General features: G+C 65.1%; 16 protein-coding genes and 2 pseudogenes. 3 read left to right on the forward strand and 15 right to left on the reverse strand.

All coding sequences use genetic code 11. The features are described 5' to 3' along the window. Positions 1-4 precede the first annotated feature (4 nt). Positions 5-136: pseudogene (locus E4A48_RS01740) on the forward strand (PLP-dependent transferase); the annotation flags it as partial. A gap of 72 nt (positions 137-208) precedes the next feature. Here the strand turns inward: E4A48_RS01740 and E4A48_RS01745 are convergent. From E4A48_RS01745 to ybaL, 10 genes and pseudogenes are all read right to left on the reverse strand, one after another. Continuing rightward, complete coding sequence (locus E4A48_RS01745; RefSeq protein WP_039005759.1) at positions 209-520, reverse strand: PsiF family protein; 312 nt, start codon at positions 518-520, stop codon at positions 209-211. Between the two features lie 110 nt (positions 521-630). After that, a pseudogene (locus E4A48_RS01750) lies at positions 631-816 on the reverse strand (helix-turn-helix domain-containing protein); the annotation flags it as partial. 96 nt (positions 817-912) lie between these two features. Next, on the reverse strand, positions 913-2,109 hold the full coding sequence (locus E4A48_RS01760) for a type III PLP-dependent enzyme (protein WP_039005758.1): 1,197 nt from the start codon (positions 2,107-2,109) through the stop codon (positions 913-915). Further along, complete coding sequence (locus E4A48_RS01765; RefSeq protein WP_058195979.1) at positions 2,106-3,884, reverse strand: IucA/IucC family protein; 1,779 nt, start codon at positions 3,882-3,884, stop codon at positions 2,106-2,108. The genes E4A48_RS01760 and E4A48_RS01765 overlap by 4 nt, the downstream gene beginning before the upstream one ends. Beyond that, a complete protein-coding gene (locus tag E4A48_RS01770) occupies positions 3,862-5,043 on the reverse strand; it encodes an MFS transporter (protein WP_409976372.1) in 1,182 nt (393 codons plus the stop codon). Before E4A48_RS01770 ends, E4A48_RS01765 begins: the two co-directional genes overlap by 23 nt. Next, a complete protein-coding gene (locus E4A48_RS01775; RefSeq protein WP_142741798.1) occupies positions 5,040-6,923 on the reverse strand; it encodes an IucA/IucC family protein in 1,884 nt (627 codons plus the stop codon). The genes E4A48_RS01770 and E4A48_RS01775 overlap by 4 nt, the downstream gene beginning before the upstream one ends. Beyond that, the gene (locus tag E4A48_RS01780) at positions 6,920-8,167 is read right to left on the reverse strand and encodes an ATP-grasp domain-containing protein (RefSeq protein WP_058195981.1); all 1,248 of its coding nucleotides are present in this window, start codon (positions 8,165-8,167) and stop codon (positions 6,920-6,922) included. The genes E4A48_RS01775 and E4A48_RS01780 overlap by 4 nt, the downstream gene beginning before the upstream one ends. A 9-nt stretch (positions 8,168-8,176) precedes the next feature. Next, a complete protein-coding gene (locus E4A48_RS01785) occupies positions 8,177-10,297 on the reverse strand; it encodes a TonB-dependent receptor family protein (RefSeq protein WP_039008917.1) in 2,121 nt (706 codons plus the stop codon). A 28-nt stretch (positions 10,298-10,325) separates the two neighbouring features. Beyond that, positions 10,326-11,027: an aldolase/citrate lyase family protein gene (locus tag E4A48_RS01790; protein ID WP_260608035.1), complete on the reverse strand. Its 702-nt coding sequence runs from the start codon at positions 11,025-11,027 to the stop codon at positions 10,326-10,328. A gap of 144 nt (positions 11,028-11,171) precedes the next feature. Then, complete coding sequence (gene ybaL / locus E4A48_RS01795) at positions 11,172-12,851, reverse strand: YbaL family putative K(+) efflux transporter (protein ID WP_039005751.1); 1,680 nt, start codon at positions 12,849-12,851, stop codon at positions 11,172-11,174. A 492-nt stretch (positions 12,852-13,343) separates the two neighbouring features. On the opposite strand from ybaL, the gene E4A48_RS01800 reads away from it, so the two are divergent. Next, positions 13,344-14,864: an MASE1 domain-containing protein gene (locus tag E4A48_RS01800; RefSeq protein ID WP_142741799.1), complete on the forward strand. Its 1,521-nt coding sequence runs from the start codon at positions 13,344-13,346 to the stop codon at positions 14,862-14,864. Here the strand turns inward: E4A48_RS01800 and E4A48_RS01805 are convergent. The 4 genes from E4A48_RS01805 to E4A48_RS01825 all read right to left on the reverse strand — a co-directional run bounded on the left by E4A48_RS01805 (position 14,854) and on the right by E4A48_RS01825 (position 23,900). Next, on the reverse strand, positions 14,854-15,288 hold the full coding sequence (locus E4A48_RS01805; protein WP_039008916.1) for a hypothetical protein: 435 nt from the start codon (positions 15,286-15,288) through the stop codon (positions 14,854-14,856). The genes E4A48_RS01800 and E4A48_RS01805 overlap by 11 nt on opposite strands. 299 nt (positions 15,289-15,587) lie before the next feature. Then, entirely contained in the window at positions 15,588-17,975 is a 2,388-nt protein-coding gene (locus E4A48_RS01810; RefSeq protein WP_039005749.1) for a TonB-dependent receptor plug domain-containing protein, read from the reverse strand. A gap of 912 nt (positions 17,976-18,887) precedes the next feature. Continuing rightward, positions 18,888-21,272, reverse strand: coding sequence for a TonB-dependent receptor plug domain-containing protein (locus tag E4A48_RS01820; RefSeq protein ID WP_039005748.1), 2,385 nt, complete (start codon positions 21,270-21,272; stop codon positions 18,888-18,890). Between the two features lie 237 nt (positions 21,273-21,509). Beyond that, a complete protein-coding gene (locus E4A48_RS01825; protein ID WP_039005747.1) occupies positions 21,510-23,900 on the reverse strand; it encodes a TonB-dependent receptor plug domain-containing protein in 2,391 nt (796 codons plus the stop codon). A gap of 258 nt (positions 23,901-24,158) precedes the next feature. Between E4A48_RS01825 and E4A48_RS01830 the strand changes: the two genes are divergently transcribed. Next, positions 24,159-26,015 carry an ABC-F family ATP-binding cassette domain-containing protein gene (locus E4A48_RS01830; RefSeq protein ID WP_176717068.1) on the forward strand — a complete coding sequence of 619 codons (1,857 nt, stop codon included), beginning with the start codon at positions 24,159-24,161 and terminating at the stop codon, positions 26,013-26,015. A 98-nt stretch (positions 26,016-26,113) separates the two neighbouring features. Here E4A48_RS01830 and E4A48_RS01835 read toward each other — a convergent pair whose 3' ends face one another. Then, positions 26,114-26,404, reverse strand: coding sequence for a hypothetical protein (locus tag E4A48_RS01835; RefSeq protein ID WP_039005744.1), 291 nt, complete (start codon positions 26,402-26,404; stop codon positions 26,114-26,116). Between the last annotated feature and the right edge of the window lie 60 nt (positions 26,405-26,464).

Below are 26,464 nucleotides of genomic sequence, written 5' to 3' on the forward strand. Positions count from 1 at the left end.
CGACACGCACCGCCAGCTCTCTGCGCAGGAACTGGAGCGCAGCGGAGTCAGCGAGGACACGGTGCGCTTGTCGGTCGGTATCGAACACATCGACGATCTGCTTGCCGACCTGCGGCAGGCGCTGGCGCAGGCCTGAGCGCGCCGCTTCTGCCCGAACTCCCCCAGGCAGCAGTGCAGGGCGATGCCGCCGTCCCGAGCGGCCGGTGGATCACTGCTTTTTCAGACAACCGCTCATGAAGCTCTTGCGCGCATCGCCCTGCAGTTTCTGCGTGGCGGCCTGCGCATTGCAGTCCTTCATCCGCTGCTGCGACGTATTGGCCGGCGCCGGCGCGCTGTTGCCGCTGAGGCAGGCTTTCTGCGCGGTCTTGTACGCGTCGCCCTGCTTGCCCTTGTTTTGGGCCGAGCACTTGGCCATCAACGATTGCTGCGCGGTCTGCGGCTTGGCTGCGGCGTCGGCCAGCAACGGGGCGGCGCTCAGGCTCAGCAGCAGGCAGACGGAGAGAGGGAGGGAATGGGTCATGGCGGTGGTCCGGTCGGGTGGTGCGCGCATCCTGCGCCTACGGATCTGACCGAACCGTGACGCAGTGCGCGGGCCTGCGGGGTGTGCGACTCGGGAACGAGGATACGCCACTAACGGAAGAACTGGCTCGGCGGCTGGCCGAACTGGCGCTTGAACATCGCGGTGAACGCGCTGGGGCTGTCGTCGCCGAGTTCGAGCCTTAAGTCGATGAGGCGGTCGCCCGTGGCCAGCCCTTCCAGCCCGCGCAACAGGCGCAGCTGCTGCCGCCACTGGCCGAAGCTCATCGCGTTGCGCGATGCGCCGCTGAATTACCTGTACCTGCGCGATCCCGAAACCGTGGCCGAAGCAGCATTGCGTGCCGATCTCTGCGTGCCGGTGCAGCGCGACGGCCGCTAGCCTGCAGCGTCCACGAATAGCATCTGCGGCGGCGGGTGCATCAGGAACTGCTGGTGCGAGATGTTCCAGGCATAGGCGCCGGCGAGCGGGAAGGCCAGGCAGTCGCCCGGCGCCAGGGCCGCGACCGGTTGCGCGCGCGCCAGCACGTCCTTGGGCGTGCACAACTGGCCGACCAGGGTCACCCGCGTGTCGCGCAACACCGGCGGTTGCGTGCCGCGCAGTACCAGGAACGGATGATCGTGGCCTTGCGCGGCCGGAGTGCGAAAATGATGCGTGCCGCCGCGGCCGATGGCGAAAAATTCGCCATGGCTGCGCTTGATGTCGAGCACCTCCATCAGGTACCAGCCGCAGCTGGCGCTGACGTAGCGGCCCGGCTCCAGGCGCAGGCGCAGGCCGTCGTCGTGCGCGCACAGTATCGCCGGCAGGCCGGCGCAGAACCCGGTCCAGTCGAACGAGGCCGCCGCATCGGCGTAGTTCACGCCGAAGCCGCCACCGGCGTTCACCGTCAGCGGACCCAGTGCGTAGGCCTGGCGCCAGCCCTGCACGGTCTGCAGATAGCCGGCGACCAGGCGCAACTGCGCTTGCGCGTCGCACTGGTGCGACATCAGGTGGAAGTGGAAGCCGGCCAGCTGCAGCGCCGGGGCGTCGCGCAGCAGGCGCATGGCCGTCTCCAGGTCCAGCGCGTCCAGCCCGAACGGCGACGGCCGCCCGCCCATCATCAGGCGCGTGTCGCGCATGCCGGGCACGGCGATGTTCATGCGCAGGAACAGCGGCACGCGGCGCCCTGCTTGCGCGGCGATGCGCGCCAGCCGCTGCAGTTCGCCCAGGCTCTCCACGTGCAGCGTGCACTCGGGCAATGACACGGCCAGCTGCAGTTCGGCGTCGAGCTTGCCGGGGCCGCCGAACAATAGAGGCCGGCCCGGTTGATGTTGGCGTAGCCACTGCAGTTCGCCGCCGGACGCCGCCTCGAAACCGTCCACCGATGGCGCCAGCGTGCGCAGCAGCGGCGGCTCGGCATTGGCCTTGGCCGCGTAGTACAGCTCGCAATAGGCTGGCAGCTGGGTGCGCATCGCGGTGGCGTGGCAGCGCAATGCGGCCAGGTCGTAGACGTAGGCGCACAGCGGCCCGTCGCCACGCTCGCGCAACTGCGCCAGCGCGCTCGCCAGCGGTGCCGGATCGATGTGCAGGCTCATGCCGCGGCCTGCCGCTGCGCCGGCGGCGCGATGGGGTTGGGCAACAGGGTGTAGTCGGCATGGCGGTCGGCGCGTTGCAGCAGGCGCAGGCGCAGGTTGTTCTTGGCCGGCAGCGGCGCGCCGTCGAGCAGCGCCTGCAGCGCCGGTTGCCGGCCGTGGCGCTGCTGCCAGGCCTGGGCGATGGTGCCGACGATCCGCCACAGCTGGCGCTCGCGGCGCTCGTGGCCGTCGGCCAGATGGAAGATCGCCTCGGCTAGATTGTTGACCAGCGCGCAGTAGGCGATCCGGTTCCAGCCCTGTTCGGCACTATAGTACAGCGACTGCCGCGCGGTCTCCGACATGCCGTGCAGACGCGCGGCCGGCCAGCGCGCCGGCAGCAGCTTGGTGCCTTCCAGGTCGCGGATCCAGACCCGCGCCGGAAGGCCGTCCACGCTGCCGATCACGGTGTTCTGCAGATGCGGTTCGAGCGCGATGCCGTAGTCGAACCACGCGCTCCAGACCCCATCCAGCAACAGTCGTGCATAGGCATGGAACCAGGCCGCGGCGGCCGCATCCAGGCTACCACCATAGCGTCGTGCCAACGCCTGCAGCGGCGCGGCGCAGGGAGCATTGCCACGCGCATCGCGAGTGAACAGCGCGCCGGCCACCTGTGGTTGGAAACGCACACGTTGGGCTGCCGGTATCGCCTGCCGGTAGAGCATGCCGAAGCTTTCGCCGAGTTCGCGGCAGGCGTGCGCATCGCCGCCCAGCGCGGAGAAATCCAGGTCGGTGGCGGCCGGCTCCAGCAACACCTGGAAGCCCGGCACGCGCTTGGCCAGTGCGCGCCAGACCGGCGCCAGCAGGCGGGTCAGCGCGACCGCGCTTTCCAGTTCGTACCAGGCGTTCTTGCGCACGCAGTTGGTCAGGCGCACGTGCACCGACAGCTTGAGGAAGTAATCCAGCTCGGCGTGGTACAGCGTGCGCACCGACGAGGTCGGGCGCAGCGCCAGTCCGCGTTCGCCCAGCGGTTCGATCCAGCCGCGCGCCTGCGCCTGGCGCAGCAGCGGGTGCGCGAGCACGCGCTCGGCTTCCCATGGATGGCACGGATACAGGTCCGCTGCACCGCCGGCCTGTGCCAGCGTGGCGCGCACGCCCTGGCCCTGGGCGCGGTACAGGCGCGGGTCGATGCGGAACCAGAACAACTGGAACTGGCTGCGCGCTTCCGGCGCACAGGCCAGCACCTGCGCCAGCGGCACGCCTTCGCGGCTCTTCGGCGTCGGATGCAGCGCGTGTCCCCATAGCATGGCTTGCTCCGCCTCGATCAAGGCATCACCGCATGCGACCGCATCGTCAACTTCGGCCTGCTTGGCAAGACGCAGTAGCTGCGCGGTGATCGCGACGCTGTTTTGACTTTGCGCAAGCAGTTCGGCGTTGAAACCACATTCATGCGCCAGCCGTTCCAGCAGGAAATGGGCCATGGTATTGGCATCGGCGCAACGCCAGGGATGACCAGGGCTTTTTAGATAGGGCGCGGACTGATACTCGCAGCGGCCTAGCATGCTGGTGCGGACGACGCGCGCGCAGATCAGGTAGCCAGCTTCGGCGAACCGGATGCGTAGTAGCTGTTGCCGCTCGCCGTGGAGCAGCGCGGCGGGAGCGTCCAGGCCGCGGTAATTGAAGTCAGCCTGCTCGCGTGGTAGCGCGAATTCACGCAGGTAGCAGTTCAGCCAGCAGGAAATCGCCTGCGCTTGTGCCTGTGCCTCATGCCACTGATCACGTATGCCGTGCTGGAACATATCCTGGCCTTTTGTTGATGAGAAAAACAAAGGCTGCGACGATCAGTGCGCCAATACCCGCCAGCGTTGAAGCAAAAAATGGCATGGCTGGACCATAGCGCTGCATCAGGACACCGGCGATAACGCCGCCAAGCGTTCCTGACCATTTGCCGCAGGCGTCGAATACGCCAAACAGGCGACCCGTTGCCCCTTGTTTGGCGCACTCGCTGATGGCCCGATTTAAACCAATGATCGTCAGGGTCATGCCGACACCGTACAAAACCCGCACCGGCAGCAGCGGGCCTGCATGCTTAAGCCATGCCTGGCAAAGGCTTGCGCCTGTCAGTACACCCAGTCCGCCCAGTAGCGTCCAGTGCGACAGCACGATTTTTCCCGGTCTCAGCCAGGGCATCAGGACCAGGTAGACCAAGTGCGGCAGGCTATAAATCAGTCCGGCCATGCTGTCATCCGCAATACCCAGGGTCCGGCAATAGACCAGAAAGTAGGGGAACGTGATGACCACGGAAAAGTAGTAGAGAAATTGGATGCCCAGTAGTCCCCACAGCCGGGCGCCATTGCGTTGATCCGGCTTGGCCGCGGACCGAACACCGGCCGTACCGGGATTGCCGGTGACTGAATCCGGCGGAAGCTGGATCGCCAGCAGCAAGCCAAGTAAGGGGAGCGCGGCCAAATAGGTATACAGGCCTTGTGCAAGTCCCCGATCGATGGCGAGGCCCAGCAGCGCCGGCGCCGTGACCATCGCAAGACGCGCAGAAAACTGGGTCCAGTCCAGCGAGCGAGAGAGTGCAGGCCCCTGCACTTGCGTAGCCAGGTAGGCATTGGCGGCCGCAAGCGAGCCGCCGCAGCCGCCCTGGATCATCAGCGCGAGGATGAACACCGGCAGGTTCGGGGCCAGCCCGGCCAGCGCAAAGCCGAATGCCAGTCCCAGCAAGGCGCGAACAAGCGACAGTTTGCGGCCGTACCGATCGGCCAGGCGCCCCCACGTGGCGGCAGTGAGCGCCGTGCAGATGGTGGGTAGCACATACAGCACACCGACCAGCCACTCGGGGGAATGCGGCGCCAGTTGCGCCAGAACCCTGGGCATGAAGAGCGGCATGCCCAGGGCGGTGAACGCGGCCAGATAATGAGCGGCCAGGACGCTGCGCAGGACGCGCATCAGCAAACGCCGGCTTGCAATCGCCGTCGGTCGCTTTGCGTCCGACGCGCGCCCAACATGAAATTTGGTGCGCTGTTGCCGTAGAACTTCTGGATGTCGGCCGCGCCGGTGGCATCCTTGCTGAGCAGGCTGCCGGCACTGAGCAGATACTTCACCGGCAATCTTGGCGCGTCAAACAGTTGCCAGGCCGGGCTGGTGTCAATGCCTTCATCCTGCAAATTTTGCAGGATCGCGACTATGCCCTGGCGTAATGCGCCGAGCATCAGCTGGTGCAGGGCCGGATTCGCTTCGGCGACGCACTTCAGCACCGCGAGCAGGTTGAGCTGAAGTGTGATGGTGCAGAACATCTGCCCCAGCGCGGTGTCGTCCGGCACAAGAATGCGTTGATTGTGCAGCGGTCCGAATGTCTCTGCCTGAGGCAACTTGCTGTGCAGGCGCTGCCTGTACACGCGCCCGGCATCGTTATCCTTCATCAGCAGGTGCGGCGCCGCATTATCGCGGTAAATAATGACCGCGTTCTGTTGATTGGCTTCCAGCGCGACGCCATATGCCAGCCACAGACGCAAATGCACGTCGCATAGAAGGTCGAGATAATGCCGCCACCAAGCGAGCACGTCCCCGGCATAAAAACGGTCGGCCAGATGCAGCGAAAACGGACGCCCATCCGGCATCGGCGCGCATAGTGCTGCGACGGGTACCAGCGTGCTTCCCTCGGTCATGGATGGATAGACGCGCAGCAAATACGACAAATGAAGGCTGTCGGCGACGTGCCCGAAGTGCGTTTCATCCACATGAACATAGCGGTCTTGTAAAGCAGGGGCGCTGGCACGGATCGCGTTTAGTACGCGTTGAAACCAGAAGCCGTCGTAAAGGGAGGAGGGACGCATAAGGCGCAGGCTCAATGCGCCAAGCGTAAACATCAGCAGCGGCAGCTTCAGGTGCTGGGTCGGATGGTCGAGCGGTATCACCGTGCGCACCGAAAGGCTCGGGCGTACGCGCAGGTAGGTGAGCTGCGCGCGCAACGTGCCATCGGGCAGGGCGAACTCGTCCAGGCGCGGCCACGTCATCGGATGTACCGGGAATGCGGCATGGCTGCTTTCCAGCGCCGCGTCGAAACCGAGGTCGCGCAGGCGCGGCCAGAAGTCCGGCACGGTCGTTGAGACCGTGGCCTGGTCACGCGGCACGGCCAGCCAGTGCAACTCGAAAGCTGGATTGCACTCGGGTGCGTAAGCGCGCAAAGCGGCTTCATCGAATCCGGTCTTTGCGCGCGCCGTCGGATAGAACGGATGGTCGCGATAGCTTGCCAGTTGATCGGCCAGCAGCAGGCGTTCGCTCCACTGCGGGTGATCGAGCACTTGCGCCAGACGCTCGGCGTTTACCGCGAACGCCGAGCGTGCCAATGTACGGTGCTTTACGGCCAGGACGGCTTCCTTGACATACTGTTCGTGCAGCGCCCGGGTTGTTTCATCGCGTCCCTCGGCAAGCAGTGCTAGCCACGCCTGCGCGCCAAATTCCAGCTGTATACCCTGTGCCGTTCGACGCAGCCAGCCATCGCTGAGTGCGGCCACAGGCTGCATATAGTCGCTGCGCCGAACGGGTAACCAGATCGGCCCGCCGGGCCAGTGCACTACCTGCCACCACAGCCCCGCTTGCTGGCCAACGAGCGCTGGCCAGATAGTGTCCAGCGGCAATGGCGGTAGCGACGCACAACCCTGACTGGCGATGCCATGCAGGTCTTCGCGTAGGCAGCAGTCGATAATGCGCTGTGTAATATAGGCGCTGTCTGCATCGCCATCGACCTGGAAACTACCGAATTGGCTGGTGTCTGATCCGATCGCGTGGGTTTGCTTCGCGCTCGATTTCCTCGTGTCCGATTCAGTCATGCGTATAGTTCCGTCGGCTGGCGAGTGGTCGACTGGATCTGCCAATGCAAGTGCGATTCCATGGTCGTGAACGTATTCAGTAGGCTTTTCTGATCGTCGGCGACGACGCTCAAGACACCAAGGTAGTCCTTGTTGGAGTGACTCAAGCGAATGTCATCGCCGGATTTACGCAAGCTGCGGTAGACCGCATAGGCGTATGGCGTTTTCTCGATCAGTGATTCACTGGCCTGAAGCAACGGCCCTTCGCGATCGGCGACGTAAAAACGCAACATCGCCTGTCGGGGCGCCGCCAGTTCGCGCTCTATTGCGGTCCGGTCCAACGGTTCTCCCAGGTGCAGGCGCAAAATCCAGTCGAACCAGTGACCGCCAAGCAGGCGGTCAAGCATGAACTCGCAGCCGTCGCCAATACTCCGGTAATTGATCTCGATCAGCACGGGGCCATGTTCGGTCAGTGCAAATTCGCTATGGCAGACGCCGAAATTGACGCCAAGCGCGAGCACTTGCGCCAGCGCCTGCTGGCAGTGACGTTGAGAGATCGGACCGTTCCAGACCGACTCCAGTTCGATGAAATGCGGCGGGTCCGACAGACGCGTATCGAAGCCGCCGACAACGCATGCCTGGTGCCCGTCACCCAGCGTTTCGAGGCTGAACAGTGGGCCGTCAAGAAAGCCCTCCAACAGCAAAACACCATCGGGAAATCGACTCCAGAATGATTGCGTATAGGCATGCAGTTCGTCCCGCGAAGCACACATCTGGACGTCCAGTCCCGAGACGCCTTCGCGTGGTTTGGCCACTAGCGGGAAGACGGCATCTGCCGGCATCGGTTGGCCTACCGCCAGCGTATGAAACCAGGGCGTCGGCAATCCCAGTTCGCGCAATCGTTCGCGCATGGCGGCCTTGTTCTTGGCCGCATAGCATACGCGCCAGTCTTTACCTGGCAGGTCGAAACACTGTGCCACCAGCGCAGCGGAGGTCTGTAGGTGATCGCTGTTGGACAACACCGCCAGTGGCCGGATTCCTGTGCGGTACAACGCGTCGATCACGCTGAGGGGACTGAATACGTCGCACTCGATAATTTTCTGCGGCGCGCAGGCCGGCTCACGCGCGAAATATTCGAGGTGATCGATACGGTGGTCGGTGAGCAAAACGACCGGCAAATTCAGCCGATGCGCAGCGGGTAGAAAGCCTTCGACAACGGCCGCGTGGCGGATGTGGGCAAGAATGACGAGTGGTTTTGCCGACATGAGCATTCCTCAGAAAGTCAGTTCGAGGCCGAGCGCGGCGGCGCGCTCGGGCGCGGGCTCGCGACCCCACGGGCTGGTATCGATCCCGCGATACCAGTAGTGGCGATTGAACAGGTTGTTCACCGCCAGCGAGCCTTTCAGGGTGCTGCTGCCGCGCTTCATCAGCGTGCGGGTGATCTGCGTGTTCGCAACCCAGTAGGCGGGCAATGCGCCGACCGTGGCGATGGCGTTTTCGCTCTTGGTATTGGCTGCATCACTGAAGGCGCCGCTGAAGTAGTAGCCGTTCAATGCGAGCACGGTGTCGCCGAGTGTGTAGGTGGCGCCGAGAGTCACCTGGTTGCGTGAGGTATACGGCACCCGGAATCCCTGGTGCTGCCCTGATTTCTGCGCCGCGTCCAGATAGGAGTAGCCGGCGTCGAACTTCAGCTCGCGCAGGAATGCCGGACTCCATTCCAACTGGATTTCGGCACCCTGGTTGCGCGTCTTGCCGAGGTTCGAGTAGCTGGCGGTGGTGCTGTTGTACTGAATCTGGTTGTCGAAATTGATGCGATAGAGATCGAAGCTGATGCTGGTCGTTGCCGTAGGCGTATAGCGTGCTCCGACTTCGTAATTCCAGGAAAGCTCCGACTGCAGATTGTTGCCGTAGACGATCATCGTGATCTGCGGCGGACGCAGCGAGCGCTGCGCGTCGGTATAGAAATACCATTGGCTGTCGGCTTGATAGCCGACGGTGATTCCGGGAAGAAGATCGCGGATATCGTTGGAGTAGCGCTTGCCCGAGGTGCGATCGGTGAAATCCGAATCAAGATGCTCGTAACGCACGCCTGGAGTGACCATCAGTCGCTCGTCGTAAAAGCCGATGGCATTGCTCACGAAGACAGCGAATGCGCGGTTATGGAATTGCCAATCGCGAAACAGCGTGTAAGCGCCGTTGTTCAGCTCTGTGGCCTGCGCGATGTACCCGATGTGTTCGCGTTCGATGCGCGTGCCGATGGTCCATAGCTGGGTGACCCCGCCTGAGTTCGCGTGCAGGGCGAGTTGTGGCTGGGTGCCGTAGACGTCGAAGCTGCGCGGCCCGTCGTTGTACAACTGCGGCGGCAGATCGGGGCGGAATGATTCGGCGGATGCCAGGCGCGACCCGAACATGAAGTTGCGCTCGGAGGTCCAGTCGAAGTTCGTCCACGAAAAGTGCGCGTCGTCAAAAGGCCCCCACGCACCCAGGTTCTGCTCGTAAACCAGCGATGCGCGCGTTGTGCGACCGGCGAAATCATCCAGCGGTCGCGTGGACTGGCGCGGGTTGCGCTCGTAGTCGGCGGCCGACAGGGCCCCGGCCAGGTTCATGCCGGCAAGGTAACGCTCCACGCTAGCTTTGAGTATTTTGTCGTCTGCCAGCCACCATTCGGCACGCCAGCGGAAGTTCTTCACATCGGTGTCGCTGTGATCCCGCCAGTACTGTCCCTTGAGCCAGTCGGCATCCAGCTGCATACCGAAATTCGCCGTAAGGTAGCCGCCGGTAGTGAGGTAGGTATCGCGCAGGAATTTGCCGTCGCCGCCGGCGGTGATTCTTTCGCCCAGCGTGGTGGTCCAGTTTCCCGGAATGGGCTTGCTGATCAGATTTATGACGCCGCCGACATTGTTGGGACCGTATTGCACCGCCGCGCCACCGCGCACGATGTCGATGCGATCAATCTGGTTAAGTGTCACCGGGAACAGTGAGAGGCTGGTCTGGCCATAGGGTGCCAATGACAGTGGAATGCCGTCCATCAAGACCTGCACGCGCCCGCTGCGGCTTTCGTACAGCCCGCGGACCATGATCTGGGGCAGCACGCCGGTTCCGGTTTCATCGAGAATTTTCACTCCAGGCACGTGCTGGAGCGCGTCGTCAATCGAGCGGTTGGCGCCATTGGCGAGCTGGTCATGGCTGATCACTTGCCGGCTGCCGGCGTAATGTTGCACGTCCTGGGCGGTAGAACGGCCGAGCAGGTTGTGTTGCACTTGCACGGTGTCGAGCTGGCGAATCCGCGCTGCGGCGCTTTGCGCCTCCTGCGTCTCTTGTGCCATGGCCGCGAACGGTACGAGCAGTGCGGCCGCGACCGAGATGGTCAGCAGTGATTGTGGAAACGAAGTGATCAAGGAAATGACTCCAGGGAACGAAAAATCAACGTGGACGCAGGTCGGTGGCGGGCTGGCCCAGCGCGGCCTGCAACAGTGCGCGCTCCTCGCTGGCGAATGGCCGTTGCAGGTTCGGCTGCGCCAGCCAGCATTGGCGCCGTGCCGGGTCGCGCGGATTGGGGCACAGCCGCTGCTGGCGGAGGCGCAGGCAGCAGTGATCGCCAACAACTGCGTCCACACCTGCGGATGAATCCGCTGCGGGCCGAGGTTCAGGTTCAGCGCGCCTTCCATCACCGGCGACACGCCGTGTGGTTCCAGGATCTGCGGCCGCGCACGCGCCCCGGCCGCGCTTTGTCTCATCGGTACCACCCGCAACGCCGTGCCGCGTGCATTCAATGCAGTCGGCCAGCGCGACGCTGCCGAAGCCGGTGACGCGGCCGCTGCAGATGCCGCGCCGGCCATGCGACGGAAAATGCGCGGCAGCGACCGCGCACTCGGCTTGTTCGGCGCTGTCCAGCCCAGCCAGCACCACCCCGCGCGGGCCGGCGTCGAGCATCCGGCCGATCAGCTTGGCGTCGACCTCGGCCACGCGCATCCAGGCTTCGCCGCCGCCGAGTTCGCAGGCGCGGATCGTGTGTTCCAGTTCCGCCGGCGAGCGCAGCACGTGCTCCAGGTCGAGCACTGTGAAGTCGTGGCCGAGGTGGCCGAACATCTCGCACAGCAACGGGCTGGGCACCGAATTGAGCAACTCGATCTTGCAAGCCATGGGAGGGGCGAGCGAGGCTGCAGGAGGGGCTGCAATCCTGTCCTAAACGGTAATGATTATCAAGTGCGTTCTATGGCGTAGACGATTTTTGCGCACAACCACACCTGGGCAGGCTGCCGCGCGACTTCAGCCCGGTGCGGTACGCATGGCCCGGTATGGTGGCGTCGCCATCACCATCTCGGCCAGCGAATAGGCCAGTTCGCGTTCGGCCATCACCGTGCCGTCGGCGCCATGCTCAAGCAGGTGCTTGACCTCGGCATCGCTGTGCGCGCGGGCCAGCAGGGTCAGCCCGGGATTCAGCGCGCGCAGCTTGGCCAGCGCTTCGCCTGCTTCCAGCGGCTGCGGGATCGCCAGGATCGCGATCTTGGCCTTTTCCGGATGCGCCTCGGCCAGCACCCGGTCGGCGGCGGCGCTGCCGCGGATGCCGGGGATGCCGTCGGCATGCGCGCGTTCCACGTGCTCGCGGTTGTCGTCGATCACCAGTACCGGCACGCCGCGTTCGCGCAACACCGCGGCCAGGGTGCTGCCGACCCTGCCGTAGCCGATCACGATGGCGTGGCCGGCCAGGTCCAGCGACGGCCCGGGCGGCAGTTCCGTCTGCAGCGTCACCTGCGCTTCCACCGCCTGCCGGGCCTGCCAGCGGTCCAGCCAGGTGAACAGCAGCGGGTTGGCGATGATCGACAGCAGCGCGCCGGCCAGGATCAGGTCGCGCCCGGTCTCGGGCAGGATCGCCAGGCTCACCCCGAGTCCGGCCAGGATGAAGGAGAATTCGCCGATCTGCGCCAGGCTGGTGGAGATGGTCAGGGCGATGTCGGTGGGATGGCCGAACGCCCGCACGATCAGGAACGCGGCCAGCGACTTGCCCACGGTGATGGTCAGGAACGTGGCCAGCACCTGCCACGGATGCTCGAGCAGGATGTGCGGGTCGAACAGCATGCCCACCGAGACGAAGAACAACACCGCGAATGCATCGCGCAGCGGCAGCGAATCGCTGGCCGCCTTGTGGCTGAGTTCCGATTCCTTCAGCAGCATGCCGGCGAAGAACGCGCCCAGCGCGAACGAGACCCCGAACAGGGTCGCCGAGCCGAACGCCACGCCCAGCGCGATCGCCAGCACCGACAGCGTGAACAGCTCGCGCGAGCCGGTCGCGGCGACCTTCTCCAGCACCCACGGGATCGCGCGGCGGCCGACCACCAGCATCACCACCACGAACGCGGCCATCTTCAGCAGGGTGATGCCCAGCGCGCCGAGGATCACGCCGGTACCGGCGCCCCTTCCCCCTAGCGCGTCGGCCAACGCCGGCAGCAGCACCAGCGCCAGCACCATCACCAGATCCTCGACGATCAGCCAGCCCACCGCGATGCGCCCGCGCTGGGTTTCCAGCAGGCGCCGTTCCTCCATTGCGCGCAGCAGCACCACGGTGCTGGCCACCGACAACGCCAGGCCGAACACCAGCCCGTGCAGGGTCGGCCAGCCCATGCTCCAGGCCAGCCCCCAGCCGAGCAGGGTGGCCACCGCGATCTGCGCCAGCGCACCGGGGATCGCGATCCACTTCACTTCCATCAGGTCTTCGAGCGAGAAATGCAGGCCGACCCCGAACATCAGCAGCATCACCCCCAGTTCCGACAACTGGTTGGCCAGCGCCTGGTCGGCGACGAAGCCGGGAGTGAACGGACCGACGCAGATGCCGGCCACCAGATAGCCGACCAATGGCGACAGCTTGATCCGGTGGGCGAGGGTGCCGAGCACGAAGGCGAGGGCGAGTCCGACCGCGATGATGTCGATGAGACTGGTGTCGTGATGCATGCAGATTCGCGGAACAAGATTGCAAGGAGTGTCGCCGATGCGGCTTTTGTCGGCAAATCGACGTGACGATAGGTCTGCCGTCCTCACGGCGTTCAGGATCTAGCCGATCGCCGAGGGGGCTGGCTGGGTCAGCGGCGAGCGCGTACATGGTTTGGACAGCGGGGATGCCATCCAAACGCGGTTAAGGGCTCCCCACCGTCCACGACTCGGCCGCACGCCTGCTCCGGCAGCAGGTTGACACATGTTTTCGGACGTTTCGCTAGCATGGAACCGTCGGCTGCAGGCAAGGCACAGCGCAGCGAGCTGTATGGTTTGTACCAATTTTGATACATTTTGAGTGCGATGCCCATCCCAAGCAGCGCGCATTGAGCCGTAAGCGCTTGTAGAGAAAGGCGTTGCAACACAATGGCGTGGATAAAATGTCTACTGGCGGTGCCATTCCCTGGTGTATGTTTGCCCGCAATTGGGCGTCCTGCCAAGGAATAAGGTGGCATGGCTAGACTGAAAAATTTCGCCGGTGGACTACTGCTAAGCGCAAGCTATTGCCTGGTCTACCTGAGCGCGTGGCATTGGTCGTTGGACCAATGGTTCCTGCCGGCTGGGCTGCGTGCGGCTACGCTGTTGTTCCTGCCCTTTCGGCTTTGGCCGTATCTTCTGATCGGCGATGCGGCGGCGCTGCTGGCCTTGCGCACCCCGATGGTGAGCGCAGAAGGGGCGAACCCGTTATGGGCCTATGCCAGCCCATTCCTGCTGATGCCTGTTTTTGCACTGTTGCCCTTTTGGTACCGCCGTCGTTTTACCGACTTGCAAGCGTCTCAGGAGCGGCTGCTCCTGGTCGTGTTGGCGATGGCAATGTGGGGCGTGCTGGCCAACAAGGCACTGAATTGGATGTTGGGAGGGCCTGCGGCCTACATCAATCTTGAGAATGCCCTGAAGTTCTGGATAGGCAACTATCTCGGCATCCTGGTATTCGTCTTGCCTGCCCTGCTGTGGGTCAGGCGCGAGTTCGCATTTTTTCTGCCGCGCAGGCTGCAGAAGGATGCGCTCGTCGCAGCGTTGTGCATCGCTTTGCTGTTCGTTCTGGCGATGAGCAGTGCGGGCGGTCTGGTCCGCCAGTTCTTGCTAGTGATGATGATCGTTCCGGGCTTTTGGCTAACGCTTTCGCACGACTGGCGTGGCGCCGCGATCGGTATCGTGATGGCCGACATCGCGGTTGCAATGTCGCTGCCAAGGTCCAATTACGAGGGAGCATTCGACCTCGATACCTTCTACGTCCAAATGATGGTTGCGTTTGGTGCTATGACGCTGTTTGCCTTGGGGACCAGGCTGTCGGGCGCCCTCGATCAAGTGCGGCGTGTTGGTCATGCCGAGCAGCAGGCGCTGCAGGTGGCGCAGGCCAGCTACATGTCGGCTGAGCGTACGCTGCGCAACCGGGTGATCGAGTACACAGATATTCACACCCACCTCAACAAGCTGCGCCGCGACATCGCCTCCTCGCTGAAGGAGCGTGGCCACTACGCTGCAGCCATGGAGATGAACCGCACCGGCGTGATCCAGGCGCAGCTGATGGACGATTACGTTGCCGCGCTTTATCCGCTGGATATTGAGACCAACGGACTTTACGGCGCCTTGAGTTCCGTGGCCTTCGCCAACGCCTGCGACACGGAAGTGGAGGTGCGGCTGCGCGGCGAGTCGCGGCAGCTGTCGATGGGCCTGCAACTGGCGGCGTATCGGTGCGTGCTCAATGCGATGGAACTGCTGCCGCGCGGCAGCCGGCATCTGATCACGGCGCGCGTGTGGAAAAGGCGTGGGCGGCGTGGTCTTGTGGTGACGATCGCTGCCGATCCGACGCTGTTGCTCTCCAGGAGCGCAGCAGGCAAACGCGTTGACGAGATCGAGTGGGAGCTGGTGAGTCGACTAAAAGCCCACGACGGTACCTGCCGGCGCCGCCATGAGCTGAAGATCAGTTTCCTCGTCTCAGAGCTATCGGAGAGGCATGCCGTCACTTCTTGATGGTGACGGTCCATGCATCGCCGTTGGCGGTGCTTGCGAGCTGCACAGTGAAATAGCGGGCATCGTAGACCACGGTGCCGCGATTCTTATCCAAGGTTTCGACGATGCTCATCCGGTCCACGTCTTTGCCCATCGGAGTCACCCAGGCGGTATTTTCGATGCGTCCCACCGCACCTCGCACTTGTCCGGTGGGATCGTTGATCTGCAAGTAAGTGACGCCGTTGCGCTCGAACTGATAGATGCGAACGGAAGCGTTGCTAGAGAGATTTTTCGCTACTGGCGCGCTTTCTCCGAAGCCCCTGATTGCGATCGGAGAGCCGTTTCCTCCTCCCGGGCAGCAACTCTGTGCATGCGCTGTCGTCGCAAGCGCCGAGCACATCAACATGCCTGACGCTATCGTCATGATTTTTGAAGTCTTCCGCATAACCGTGTCCTTCCCCTGCTGAGGGTGCATTGCCTGCCGTTCAGGCAATTCCACCTTACGCGAATCGCAACGCGCCGCTGTTGACAAATATCTTGGAAACATACACGGTTCCATTTTATATATTTGATATATAAGAATTTATTTTTTGTCTACTGAAGCGACTTCCTTCCTATTGAAGACTGTGGTAATTGGGCTTAATCGATGGCAGGCGGCATGCGCCATGCGAAAAGCCCTGCAGACCAGGGCTCTTCGTTGCGTGACGACCGGATGCCTCGGCGCTTATCCCGTGCGGACGCGCATCACCACTTGTAGTTGACGTTGGCGTAGGCGAATGCACCGTTGAAGCCGAATGGTGAGGAGGTGCTGTACGGCAGGTAGGTGCGGGTGCCGGCGCCAGCGCGCGACTGGTCGGGATATTCGTTGAGCACGTTGTCGCCGCCGATGGTGAAATCCCAGTTGCCCAGCTTGTAGCTGGCGGCCAGGTCCAGGGTCCACTTCGCCGCGTAGGTCTGGTCGGCGGCCGTGGTGGTGCCGAAGTCGGTGAACTCGCCCCAACGTGTGGCGGTGGCGGTGAACGCCCAGTTGCCCGGCGCCCACACGCTGCTCAGGAAGAACTTGTCGCGCGGCGCGCCCTTGGTGATGCGGCCGATCTCGGCGCGGCCGATGCGCACCGCGGTCGGGTCGATCGCCTCAAGCACCGGTGGGTTCTCGGCGATCTTCTCGATCTCGGTCTTGTTGTAGTTGTAGCCGGCGGTCAGATCCAGATTGCTGTTGCTCAGCGCGATCTTGTAGGTGCCGACCGCGTCCACGCCCTGGGTCTTGGTGTCGATCGCATTGGTGAAGTAGCGGCCGCCGCCGATGCCGGCATAACCGTTGGCCTGCAGGTAGTTGCGCACCGCGGTGGAGGTCAGGTTTTCCGACAGCACGATGCGGTCGTCGATGTCGATGCGGTAGGCATCGACGGTAACGTACAGCGCATCGACCGGCTGCAGCACCAGGCCCAGGCCGTAGTTCTTCGACTTTTCCGCCTTCAGCGGTTCGGCGCCGAGCGCGACCGCGGCCGGATTGTCGGTGCGGAAGGTGCCGATCTCGAACGGTGTGGCGGTGATGCTGCCGTCGGGCTGGGTGACGTTGATGAAGTTGGTGGCGATGGACTGGAAATACTGCTGCTGCAGCGACGGCGCGCGGAATCCGGTGGAGGCGGTGGCGCGCAGCGCGACCTTGTCGGTGAACGCGTAGCGCAGCGACAGCTTGCCGGTGCCGGTGTCGCCGAAATCGCTGTAGTTCTCGTAGCGCGCGGCCAGGCCGGCAGAGAACTTGTCGGTGATGTCGCCTTCCAGGTTCGCATAGGCCGAATAGCTGTTGCGGTCGTAGTGGCCCGAATCGTTGGGCTTGAAGCCGGCGAACACCTGCGCCCCCGGCAGCAGCGTGCCGTTGGCCGAGGGCACGCCGCCGTTGACGTAGGAGGGCACATCGCCCGGCGATTCGTTGAACTTCTCGCCGCGCCATTCGCCGCCGAAGGCCAGCGTGACCGGGTAGGCCAGGCCGATGTCCAGCGACTTGGTGAAGTCGGCGTTGAGCAGGTTTTGGGTGACTTCCAGCGCGCCGGCATAGAAGTCGGTCGGGCTGCTCGTGCCCAGGCTGTTGTTGAGGCTGTGCTTGACCTCGAAGCTGAGGTCGTTGCGGCCGTAGTTGTAGCTGATGTCGATGCCCAGCCCGCCATCTGTGTCGGCCTTGAAGCCGCCGACCCAGGAGATGTCCTTGCTGACGTTGTAGATCTGCGGCAGGAAGCCGTTGGGGTAGATCTCCGGACGGTTGCGGTTGTCGCCCGACCAGCGGAAGTAGCCGTTGGACAGCACCTCGCGGCGGCTGAGCATGCCGTAGGAATAGAAGGTCAGGTATTCGGCCGGGCTGTACTGGCCGTTGTACGAGAACCCGCCCTGGTCGATGTCCGGGTCGCCGTAGCGCTGCTGCACTTCGCCCTCGTAGGGCTTGGCGCGGTCGGTCTGGTCCTGGTGGCCGGCCTGCGCGGCGAAATGCACGCTGCCGTTGCCGCCGAACTTGACCCCGGCGTCGCCGGACAGCTGATACTGCTCGCCGTCGCCGGCGCTGTACTTGCCGTAGCGCGCGGCGATGCTGCCGCTTTCGCCGCTGCCCTTGAGCACGATGTTGATCACCCCGGCGATGGCGTCGGAGCCGTACTGCGCCGAGGCGCCGTCGCGCAGCACTTCGATGCGCTCGACCGCGGCGATCGGAATGGTGTTGAGGTCGACCGGCGACGAGCCGCGGCCCTGCGCGTTGTTGAGGTTGACCAGCGCGGTGGTGTGGTAGCGCTTGCCATTGACCAGCACCAGTACCTGGTCCGGCGAGAGGCCGCGCAGCTGCGCCGGGCGCACCGCGTCGGAGCCGTCGGTGATTGCCGGACGCGGGAAGTTCAGCGACGGCACCGCACGCGACAGCGCGGTGGCCAGTTCGGAGGTGCCGGTGGACTGCAGCATTTCCGGCGAAATGATGTCGATCGGCGAGGCCGATTCGGCGACGGTGCGGTCGGCCACGTGGGTGCCGGTGACGATCACCGTATCCAGCGTCTGTGCGCTGGAGGAGGAACTCTGCGCGAGCGCAGGCGCTGCGGATGTGGCCATGGCGAGCGCGATGGCAGTGGCGAGAGGGCTGAACGTGCAGGTCATTGGCGGGGCGGCTCCAGGATGGGGGTTAAAGAGTCGGCGCCGCCGCGTTCGCCATCACCCCCTCCCGGGTGTAGCGCGTCTGGCGAATGTTGCGGCAGCGGCAATGGATTACCGGCATATGTCGAATGTGTCAACGTTCTGTTAAACCTGCGCGTTTTGTTGCATATGCAACGACCGCCGCGACACTTGCTGCACCAGCAATGCAGGTGTTCCAGGCGCTTGTAGACAAAATCCGAGCGCTCTTCCTAAATAGGCTTTGCTGCGCGTCCCATTTGGCACAGGGCGCGGCGCGATGGCAGACATCGAGGCGGCGCTGGCCGGGCTTGCATGGCCGCCGCTGGCCATGCGCTTACCGGCACCACGGACACCTCGAGTAATGGCGGCGTGGGGCGGTAGCTGAATATCGCAGGCGCAGGTTGGAGACTTGGTCAAACAATAAGGCGAGGGAACGCATGATGAGCCGCGACACGAACGCGTACAGCGACAACCCCTGTCGCCCCCACGTACCCACGGTGCGCGATCCACATCACGATGCGCAGTCCCTGCGCGATGTGGACGTCATCAATGCCAAGGTGCGCGACAGGCTGGGGCCGCTGCCGACCGGCGGATTACCGGTACAGCCCCAACGCAAACGCAAACGAAGGTGCCGCTGGCAGGGAGGGGGCGCCGGTCATCGGGTGAACCTGCATGTATTGCCAGAATCTGTGTTGCCGTTGTTGTGTGTGCGGCAAGAAGGAGCGAGACGTTTTTGCTCCAGCGAGGGTGGGGACCCAGCAGCCGACGCGAATGTAACCGGGGGTCATGCGGGTGAATCGCGCCATGCAGCCAACGCAAACCGGGCGCATCGGCGAGCGCCGGAGTCGCCGCGAAACCCTCTCCCGCCAACGGAAGAGGGTCATTCTTACGCCGCGATCACCAGCGGTAGTTGATCCGCCCATACACGTACGCGCCGTTGAAACCATACGGCGAGTAGTTGCTGTAGGGCAGCACGCCGTAGGTGGCATTGATCAGGTTGGCGGTCTTGTCCGGATACTGGTCCAGCAGATTGTCCGCGCCCAGGGTCAGGGTCCAGTTGTCGCTGGGCTTGAAGCTGGCCGAGGCATCCACCACCCAGCTCGCGTCGTAAGTCTGATCGCGGGCGGCGCTGGCCGAGTTGCGCACGGTGAAATCGCCGTAGCGGGTGGCGGCCAGGTTGAGGTCCCAGTGTTGCAGCTTCCAGGTGCCGCTGAGGATGATCTTGTCCTTCGGGAAGCTGTCCTCCAGGCGCCCGATCTCGTCGCGGCCCAGGATGGTCTGGGTCGAGCCGATGTCGGCCAGCGCCCGCGGCTGCTCCACCGCGCGGGTGATCTCGGTCTTGCTGTAGCCATAGCTGGCGGTGAGGTCCAGCGAACTGGCCGCGAACGGTATCGTGTACGTACCGACCAGGTCGACGCCGCGGGTGCGGGTGTCGGCCGCATTGGCGAAGTAACGCACGCTGGTGACGTTGGAATAGCCCAGGCTGCGCAACTGCGCCAGCACCGCGGTGTCGTTGAGGTTGGAGGACAGCAGGATGCGGTCGTCGATCTTGATCTGGTACGCGTCCAGGGTCAGGTACAGGCGCTCGACCGGCTGCAGCACCAGGCCCAGGCTGTAGGACAGCGAGGTCTCGGCCTTCAGCGGCGCGGCGCCCAGCGCTTGGGCCACGGCGCTGTCCACCGGGAAGGTGCCCGATTCGAAGAAGCTGCCGTTGATGTAGCTGCTGGTCACCGCCTGGTACTGCTGCTGCGCCAGCGAAGGGGCGCGCAAGCCGCTGGCCACGGTGCCGCGCAGCGCCAGCTTGTCGGTGAACGCGTAGCGCGCCGACAGTTTGCCCGAGCTCTTGCTGCCGAAGTCCGAGTAGTCCTCGTAGCGCCCGGTGAGGCCGGCGGAGAACTTGTCGGTGAAGTCGGCTTCCAGCCCGGCATAGACGGCGTAATTGTGCCGGTCCGAATGCACGGCGTTGGCCGGCGAGAAGCCGGCGAAACCCTGCGCACCGCCGGTCGTGCCGGTGTAGGAGGCCGCTTCGCCCGGCGACTGGTTCCACTTTTCCTGGCGGTATTCGGCGCCGAAGGACAGCGTCACCGGATAGGCCAGGCCCCAGTCCAGCGACTGGGTGAAGTCGGCGTTGACGATGTTCTGGGTGTACTCCAGCGCGCCGTCGTAGAAGCTGCTCGGGCTGTCGGTGCCGAGGCTGTAGTTGATGCTGTTGCGGGTGTTGAAGCCGATCTTGTTGTAGCCGTAGTTGTAGCTCACGTCCCAGCCGAAGCCGCCTTCTGTGCTGCCCTTGAGCCCGGCCACCAGCGAACGGTCCTTGGAGGACTGCCCGATCTGCGGCACGTAGCCGTCGGGATAGGTCTGCGCCAGCAACGCGCTCTGCCCGTTGTGGTTGCGCGAGCGGTAGAACGCGAACGAGGTGATGTCGCGGTTGCTGGCGATGGCGCTGGCGTAGCCGGTGACGTGGTCGCTGAAACGGAACTCGCCGTTGGCCGCGACCGCGGTCGCATCGACCTGGGGGTCGCCGTAGACGAAGGTGGTCTCGCCGATCCCAGGATAGTTGCCGGTGTTCGGCGCGCTGCCCTGGTATGGGCCGGCGCGGTTGGTGGCGTCCTGCTGGCTGATCTGGCCGGCCACGTGCAGGCTGCCGCGGCCGTCGCCGAAGCCGATCCCGGTGTCGCCGGAGAGCTGCGACTTGGCGCCGTCGCCGGCCGAGTACTGGCCGTGGTCGATCGCCAGGCTGCCGCCGCTGCCCGAACCCTTCAGTACGATGTTGATAACCCCGGCGATGGCGTCGGAGCCGTACTGCGCCGAGGCGCCGTCGCGCAGGACTTCCACGCGCTCGATCGCCGCGATCGGGATCGCATTGATGTCCACCGCGGAGGCGCCGCGGCCGATGCTGCCGTTGACGTTGATCTGCGCGGAGGTGTGGCGGCGCTTGCCGTTGACCAGTACCAGCACCTGGTCCGGCGATAGCCCGCGCAGCTGCGCCGGGCGGATGCCGCTGGTGCCGTCGGTCAACGCCGGACGCGGGAAGTTCAGCGAGGGCAGCACGCGCGACAGCGCGGTGGCCAGTTCGGAGGTGCCTGTGGATTGCAGCGCTTCGCTGCTGATGATATCGATCGGCGATTGCGACTCGGCCACGGTGCGGTCGCTGACCCGGGTGCCGGTGACGATGATTGTGTCGAGGGTGCTCGGGGTGTCGGTGCTGGACTGGGCCAGGACCGGAGGAGCGGCGAGGGCGGCGAGTACGGCGCTCGCCAACAGGGACAACGGACGGTTCATGGAAACTCCAGCAGATGCCGAGATGGCAGATGGGGCGGTCGCTGCGCGATGTCGGCCACGCGGGCCTGCCCCGCAGGGGTCGTTATTATTCTTTAACAATCGCGCTGCAGCGCAGCATGCGTCGGCATGTTCTTATGCTTTTCGGTTCTAAGAGGCATGGCGGCCGGCGCCATTGGCGCAGGCCGCCCGCGCATTGCGGCGGGGCGGCCTGTGCCGTGTCCGGCAGTGGCGGCTGCGTCAGAAGCGGTAGCTCACCCGGCCGAACCAGTAGCGGCCGTTGAACCCGAACGGGGACAGCGACGAGTACTGCAGGCCGTTGGGGCGATCCTCGTAGACGTTGTTCAGCGCCGACCGGGTCGGGTACTGGTTGGTCAGGTTATCCACGCCCACGCTGAAGGTGAGGTCGCGCCAGGTGTAGCTGGTGGACACGTTCAACAGCCAGCGTGCGGCGAAAGTCTGGTCCTGGCTGCCGTCGTCCTTGTTGCCGCGGCGGGTGACCGCGCCGTAGCGGGTTGCGTCGCCGCGCACGCTCCAGCCGGCGCGGTCCCATTCGGCGCTGAGCACGTACTTGGTACGCGGGGTGGCGTCGGTCAGCAGGCCCTGGCTGGCCCGCCTGAAGTTGGAATCGGAGACCTCCAGAATCTCGGTCTTGTTGTAGTTGGCGCTGAGGCTCAGGTTGAGCTTGCCGGCGCGGTCGAGATCGAGCAGGTAGCTGCTCACCCAGTCGATGCCGCGGGTGCGGGTGGTGGCGCCGTTGACGAAGAACTGCACCGCGGTGACCTGATCGATCGGCTCGGCCAGCGACAGCTGGTCCGAATAGAGGATCTGGTCCCAGATGCGGATCTGGTACAGGTCCAGGGTGGAACTGAACGCGGTACCCGCCTGCCATACCGCACCGATGCTGTAGTTGCTGGACTTTTCCGGGGTTAGCGGTTTGGCGCCCAGCGCGATGGCCACCGGGTCGGAGGTGCGGTAGGTGCCGATCTGGGTCAGTTGCCCGTTCTGCAGCAGGGTCACCACCGAGGCGTAATTCTGCTGCGCCAGTGAGGGTGCGCGGAAGCCGTTGGAGACGGTGCCGCGCAGGGCGAAGGCGTCGTTGAGCTGGTAGCGCGCGGACAGTTTGCCGGAGCGGGTGGAGCCGGCGTCGCTGTAGTCCTCGTAGCGCGCGGCCAGGCCGCCGGAGAGTTTGTCGGTCAGGTCGGTCTCCAGGTCGGCATAGACCGCCTTGCTGTGCCGCTGGAAGTCGCCGGCCACCGCTGGCGTCAGGCCGGGGAACACCTGCGAACCACCCGGGTAGGCGCTGCCGGTGTCCGGGTTGATCGTGGTGGGGTCGAAGAAGTAGGAGTCCGGCGAGCCGGCGCTCACGGCGTACTTGTCCTGCCGGTATTCGGCGCCGAAGGCGAGGTTGACCGGATAGGCCAGGCCCCAGTCGAAGGACTTGCTGAAGTCCGCATTGAGCGCACCCTGCCGGTTGCGGAAGCCGCCGGCATTGAAGCGGGTGGGCGAGGCGCCGGTGGTCCGGTACAGATTGGTGTTGATGGTGTTGAGCAGGTTGAAGGTCACGTCGTTCTCGCCGTAGTCGGCAGAGATGTCCCAGTTCCAGCCGTTGTCTGTGTTGCCCTTGAGGCCTAGCACCGCGGCGCGGTCGTTGGACGGGTTGTAGATCTGCGGCAGGAAGCCGTTGGGGTAGATCTCTTGCACGTTGCGGTCGCTGTTGTCCCAGGCGCGGTAGTAGCCGTTGGACACCGCCTCGCGACGGCTGAAGTTGGTGTAGCCGTACAGGTCGATGCCCGGGGTCAGCGCGTAGCCGAAGCTGAGCAGGCCCTGGTAGGTCTTGACCGCGGGGTCGCCGTAGCGCTGGTACGGAATGCCGCCGGGATTGTCGGCGCCGGCCAGTGTGGTGGCCTTGTCGGTGTTCCCGGCGCGGTTGGTGTTCATCGCGTTCTGGTAGTTCCAGGACAGCCGCGCCCAGCCGGGCGCTTCGCCGTCGTTGGCGCCGCCGAAGGCCAACCCGTACGAGCCATCCACGCCGTTCTGCGCGCCGTCGCCCTTGTCCATGATGCCGGCGTTGACCGAGACGCTGTTGCTGCCGGGCTTGGCGCCGTGCTTGAGCACGATGTTGACCACCCCGGCGATGGCATCGGAGCCGTACTGCGCCGAGGCGCCGTCGCGCAGCACCTCGATGCGCGCGATCGCCGACATCGGGATCGAGTTCAGGTCAGCCGGCGCCGAGCCGCGGCCCACCACGGGGTTGTAGTTGACCAGCGAGGTGGTGTGGTAGCGCTTGCCGTCCACCAGCACCAGCACCGCGTCGGGCGACAGGCCGCGCAGGGTCGCCGGGCGCAGCGCGTCGTTGCCGTCGTTGATCGCCGGGCGCGGGAAGTTCAGCGACGGCAGCAGCTTGCCCAGGGCGCTGCCCAGGTCGCTGGCGCCGGTCGCCTGCAGCGATTCGGGGGCGATGATGTCGATCGGCGATTGCGACTCGGCCACCGTGCGGTCGGCGATGCGGGTGCCGGTGACGATGATGTTGTCCAGGGTCTTGGGCGCCTGGTCTTGCTGGGCGAAGCTGGTGCCGGAGGCGAGGGCGAGCAGGATGGCGCTGGCCAGGGGGAGGGGGCGGTTCTTCATCAGTACGGAGACTCCATTGGCTGGGGCTGGGGGAGGGAGCGCGTGTTGCGGCGCAGCGATAAGTCCGAGTGATTGAAATATGTTTTTAACCAAAGTGTGTATACAAAATCGGCCACCACCCGGGTCGGGATGGCGGGTCCGATCGAATCCGAACTTCCGTTTTCGTATGCGAAGCGATGTCGCGATCCTGGGATGGGGTGGGCCATTCCGGACGAAGCGGATACACTGCCTTCTCGAACGTCGAGTGCTCCCTTCCCTGTGATTTCCCTCAGAAACTTCGCCATGCGCCGCGGCGAGCGGCTGCTGTTGTCCAACGTCGATCTGACCCTGCATGCCGGTTACCGCGTTGGCGTGGTCGGGCGCAACGGCACCGGCAAGTCCAGCCTGTTCGCGGCGATCCGCGGCGAGCTGGAGGCGGACAAGGGCGATGTGGAACTGCCCGGCAAGCTGCGCACCGCCAGCGTCGCCCAGGAAACCCCCTCGCTGCCGGACCCGGCGCTGGACTTCGTGCTCGGCGGCGACACCGAGGTGGCCGCGGCCCTGCAGGCCGAGGCCGCCGCGCTGGCCGCAGAAGACTGGGAGGCGGTGGCCGCGGCGCACGTGCGCCTGGAAGAGGTCGGCGGCTACGACGGCACCGCGCGCGCGGGCAAGCTTCTGCACGGCCTGGGCTTCCCGGCGGCGACCCATTCGCGCCCGGTCAAGGACTTCTCCGGCGGCTGGCGGGTACGGCTGAACCTGGCGCGGGCGCTGATGATGCCCTCGGACCTGCTGCTGCTCGACGAGCCGACCAACCACCTGGACATGGACGCGGTGCTGTGGCTGGAGCAGTGGCTGCTGAAGTACCCGGGCACGCTGCTGCTGATCAGCCACGACCGCGAGTTCCTCGACAACGTCGCCACCCACACCCTGCACCTGCACGGCGGCGGCGCCAAGCTGTACGTCGGCGGCTATACCGATTTCGAGCGCCAGCGTACCGAGCAGCTGCGCCAGCAGCAGATCGCGCACGACAAGGAACAGGCCGAGCGCGCCCACCTGCAGAGCTTCATCGACCGCTTCAAGGCGCAGGCCAGCAAGGCCAGCCAGGCGCAGAGCCGGATGAAGCGGCTGGCGAAGATGGCCGGCACCGAGGCGGTGCGCGCCGAGCGCGAGTTCCGCATCGAGTTCGCCCAGCCCAACCGGCTACCGCATTCGCTGATCCGGCTCAACCACGCCGACTGCGGCTACGGGCGCGAGGTGATCCTGCACCAGGCCGGGTTCGGTCTTGAGGCGGGCGACCGCATCGGCCTGCTCGGTCCCAACGGCGCCGGCAAGTCGACCCTGGTCAAGAGCCTGGTCGGCGAGATCGCGCTGCTCAGCGGCGAGCGCAGCGCGCATCCGGACCTGCGCATCGGCTACTTCGCCCAGCACACGGTGGAGTCGCTGCACGAAGGGCAGTCGCCGATCGACCATTTCCGCGAGATCTCGCCGGATGCGTCGATCCAGGCGTTCCGCGACTTCCTCGGCAAGTGGAATTTCCCCGGCGACCGCGCGTTCGAGGTGGTGGACGGCTTCTCCGGCGGCGAGCGCGCGCGCCTGGCGCTGGCGCTGATCGCCTGGCAGCAGCCGAACGTGCTGCTGCTCGACGAGCCGACCAACCACCTGGACCTGGAGATGCGCGAGGCGCTGGCCGAGGCGCTGAGCGATTTCGAGGGCGCGATCGTGATGGTCTCGCACGACCGCCACCTGATCGGCCTGGTCTGCGACACCTTCTGGCGCGTGGCCGACGGCGTGGTCGAGCCGTTCGCCGGCGACCTGGACGAATACGCGGCGTGGCTGCGCAGCCGTCCGGCCGCGCAGGGCACCAAACAGAAGATGGCCGAGGTCGCGCCGACCCCGCCGCCGCCGGTCAAGCCGCTGCCGGCGAAGAAGCCGCCGAACCCGCACAAGCTGGCGGCCGCCGAAAAGCGCGTCGGCGAGCTGGAAGCGGCACTGGCCGAGCTCGACCGCCAGCTGGCCGACCCCAGGCACTACGCCGACGCCGAGAAGATGGCGGTGCTGGGCCGCGATCGTGAAGCCATCGCGCAGCAGCTGGCGCAGGCCGAGCAGGCATGGATGGAATTGATCGAAGGCGCGTGAGCGGCGTGCGCGTCCGTCTGCGGCATGGTCGGAGCGTCTGACGGCGTCAGCGCCCACTTCGCGCACGCCGGCACGCTACCGGCGTGCCACCGACGCGCTCAGGCGGCGGCGCTGGCCACGACCAGCAGGCTGCCGGCGATGGCGGCCCAGTCCAGCGGCGTACGCGCGCGCAGGCCGCGCAGCGACGGGCGCGCCGTCGGCGTTGGCCGCAGGCTGGCCTTGATCCCCATCAAGGCCAATCCGGCTGCACTGAGCGCCCAGTGCCATTCGCTCGCGCCGCTGCGCAGGAAATAGGCCAGGTGCAGTGCGCACAGGCAGACCAGCGCGGCGGCCAGGACGATGTTGCGCGAAGCCAAGGCCGGACCAGCGGCCATGACGAAACGGTTCATTGCGTGTTCCCCCAGGAACGTGATCGCCTTCCGCTGGCGCACATTACGACTGCGGTCCTA

The organism is Xanthomonas translucens pv. cerealis (assembly GCF_006838285.1).
GTDB lineage: Bacteria > Pseudomonadota > Gammaproteobacteria > Xanthomonadales > Xanthomonadaceae > Xanthomonas_A > Xanthomonas_A cerealis.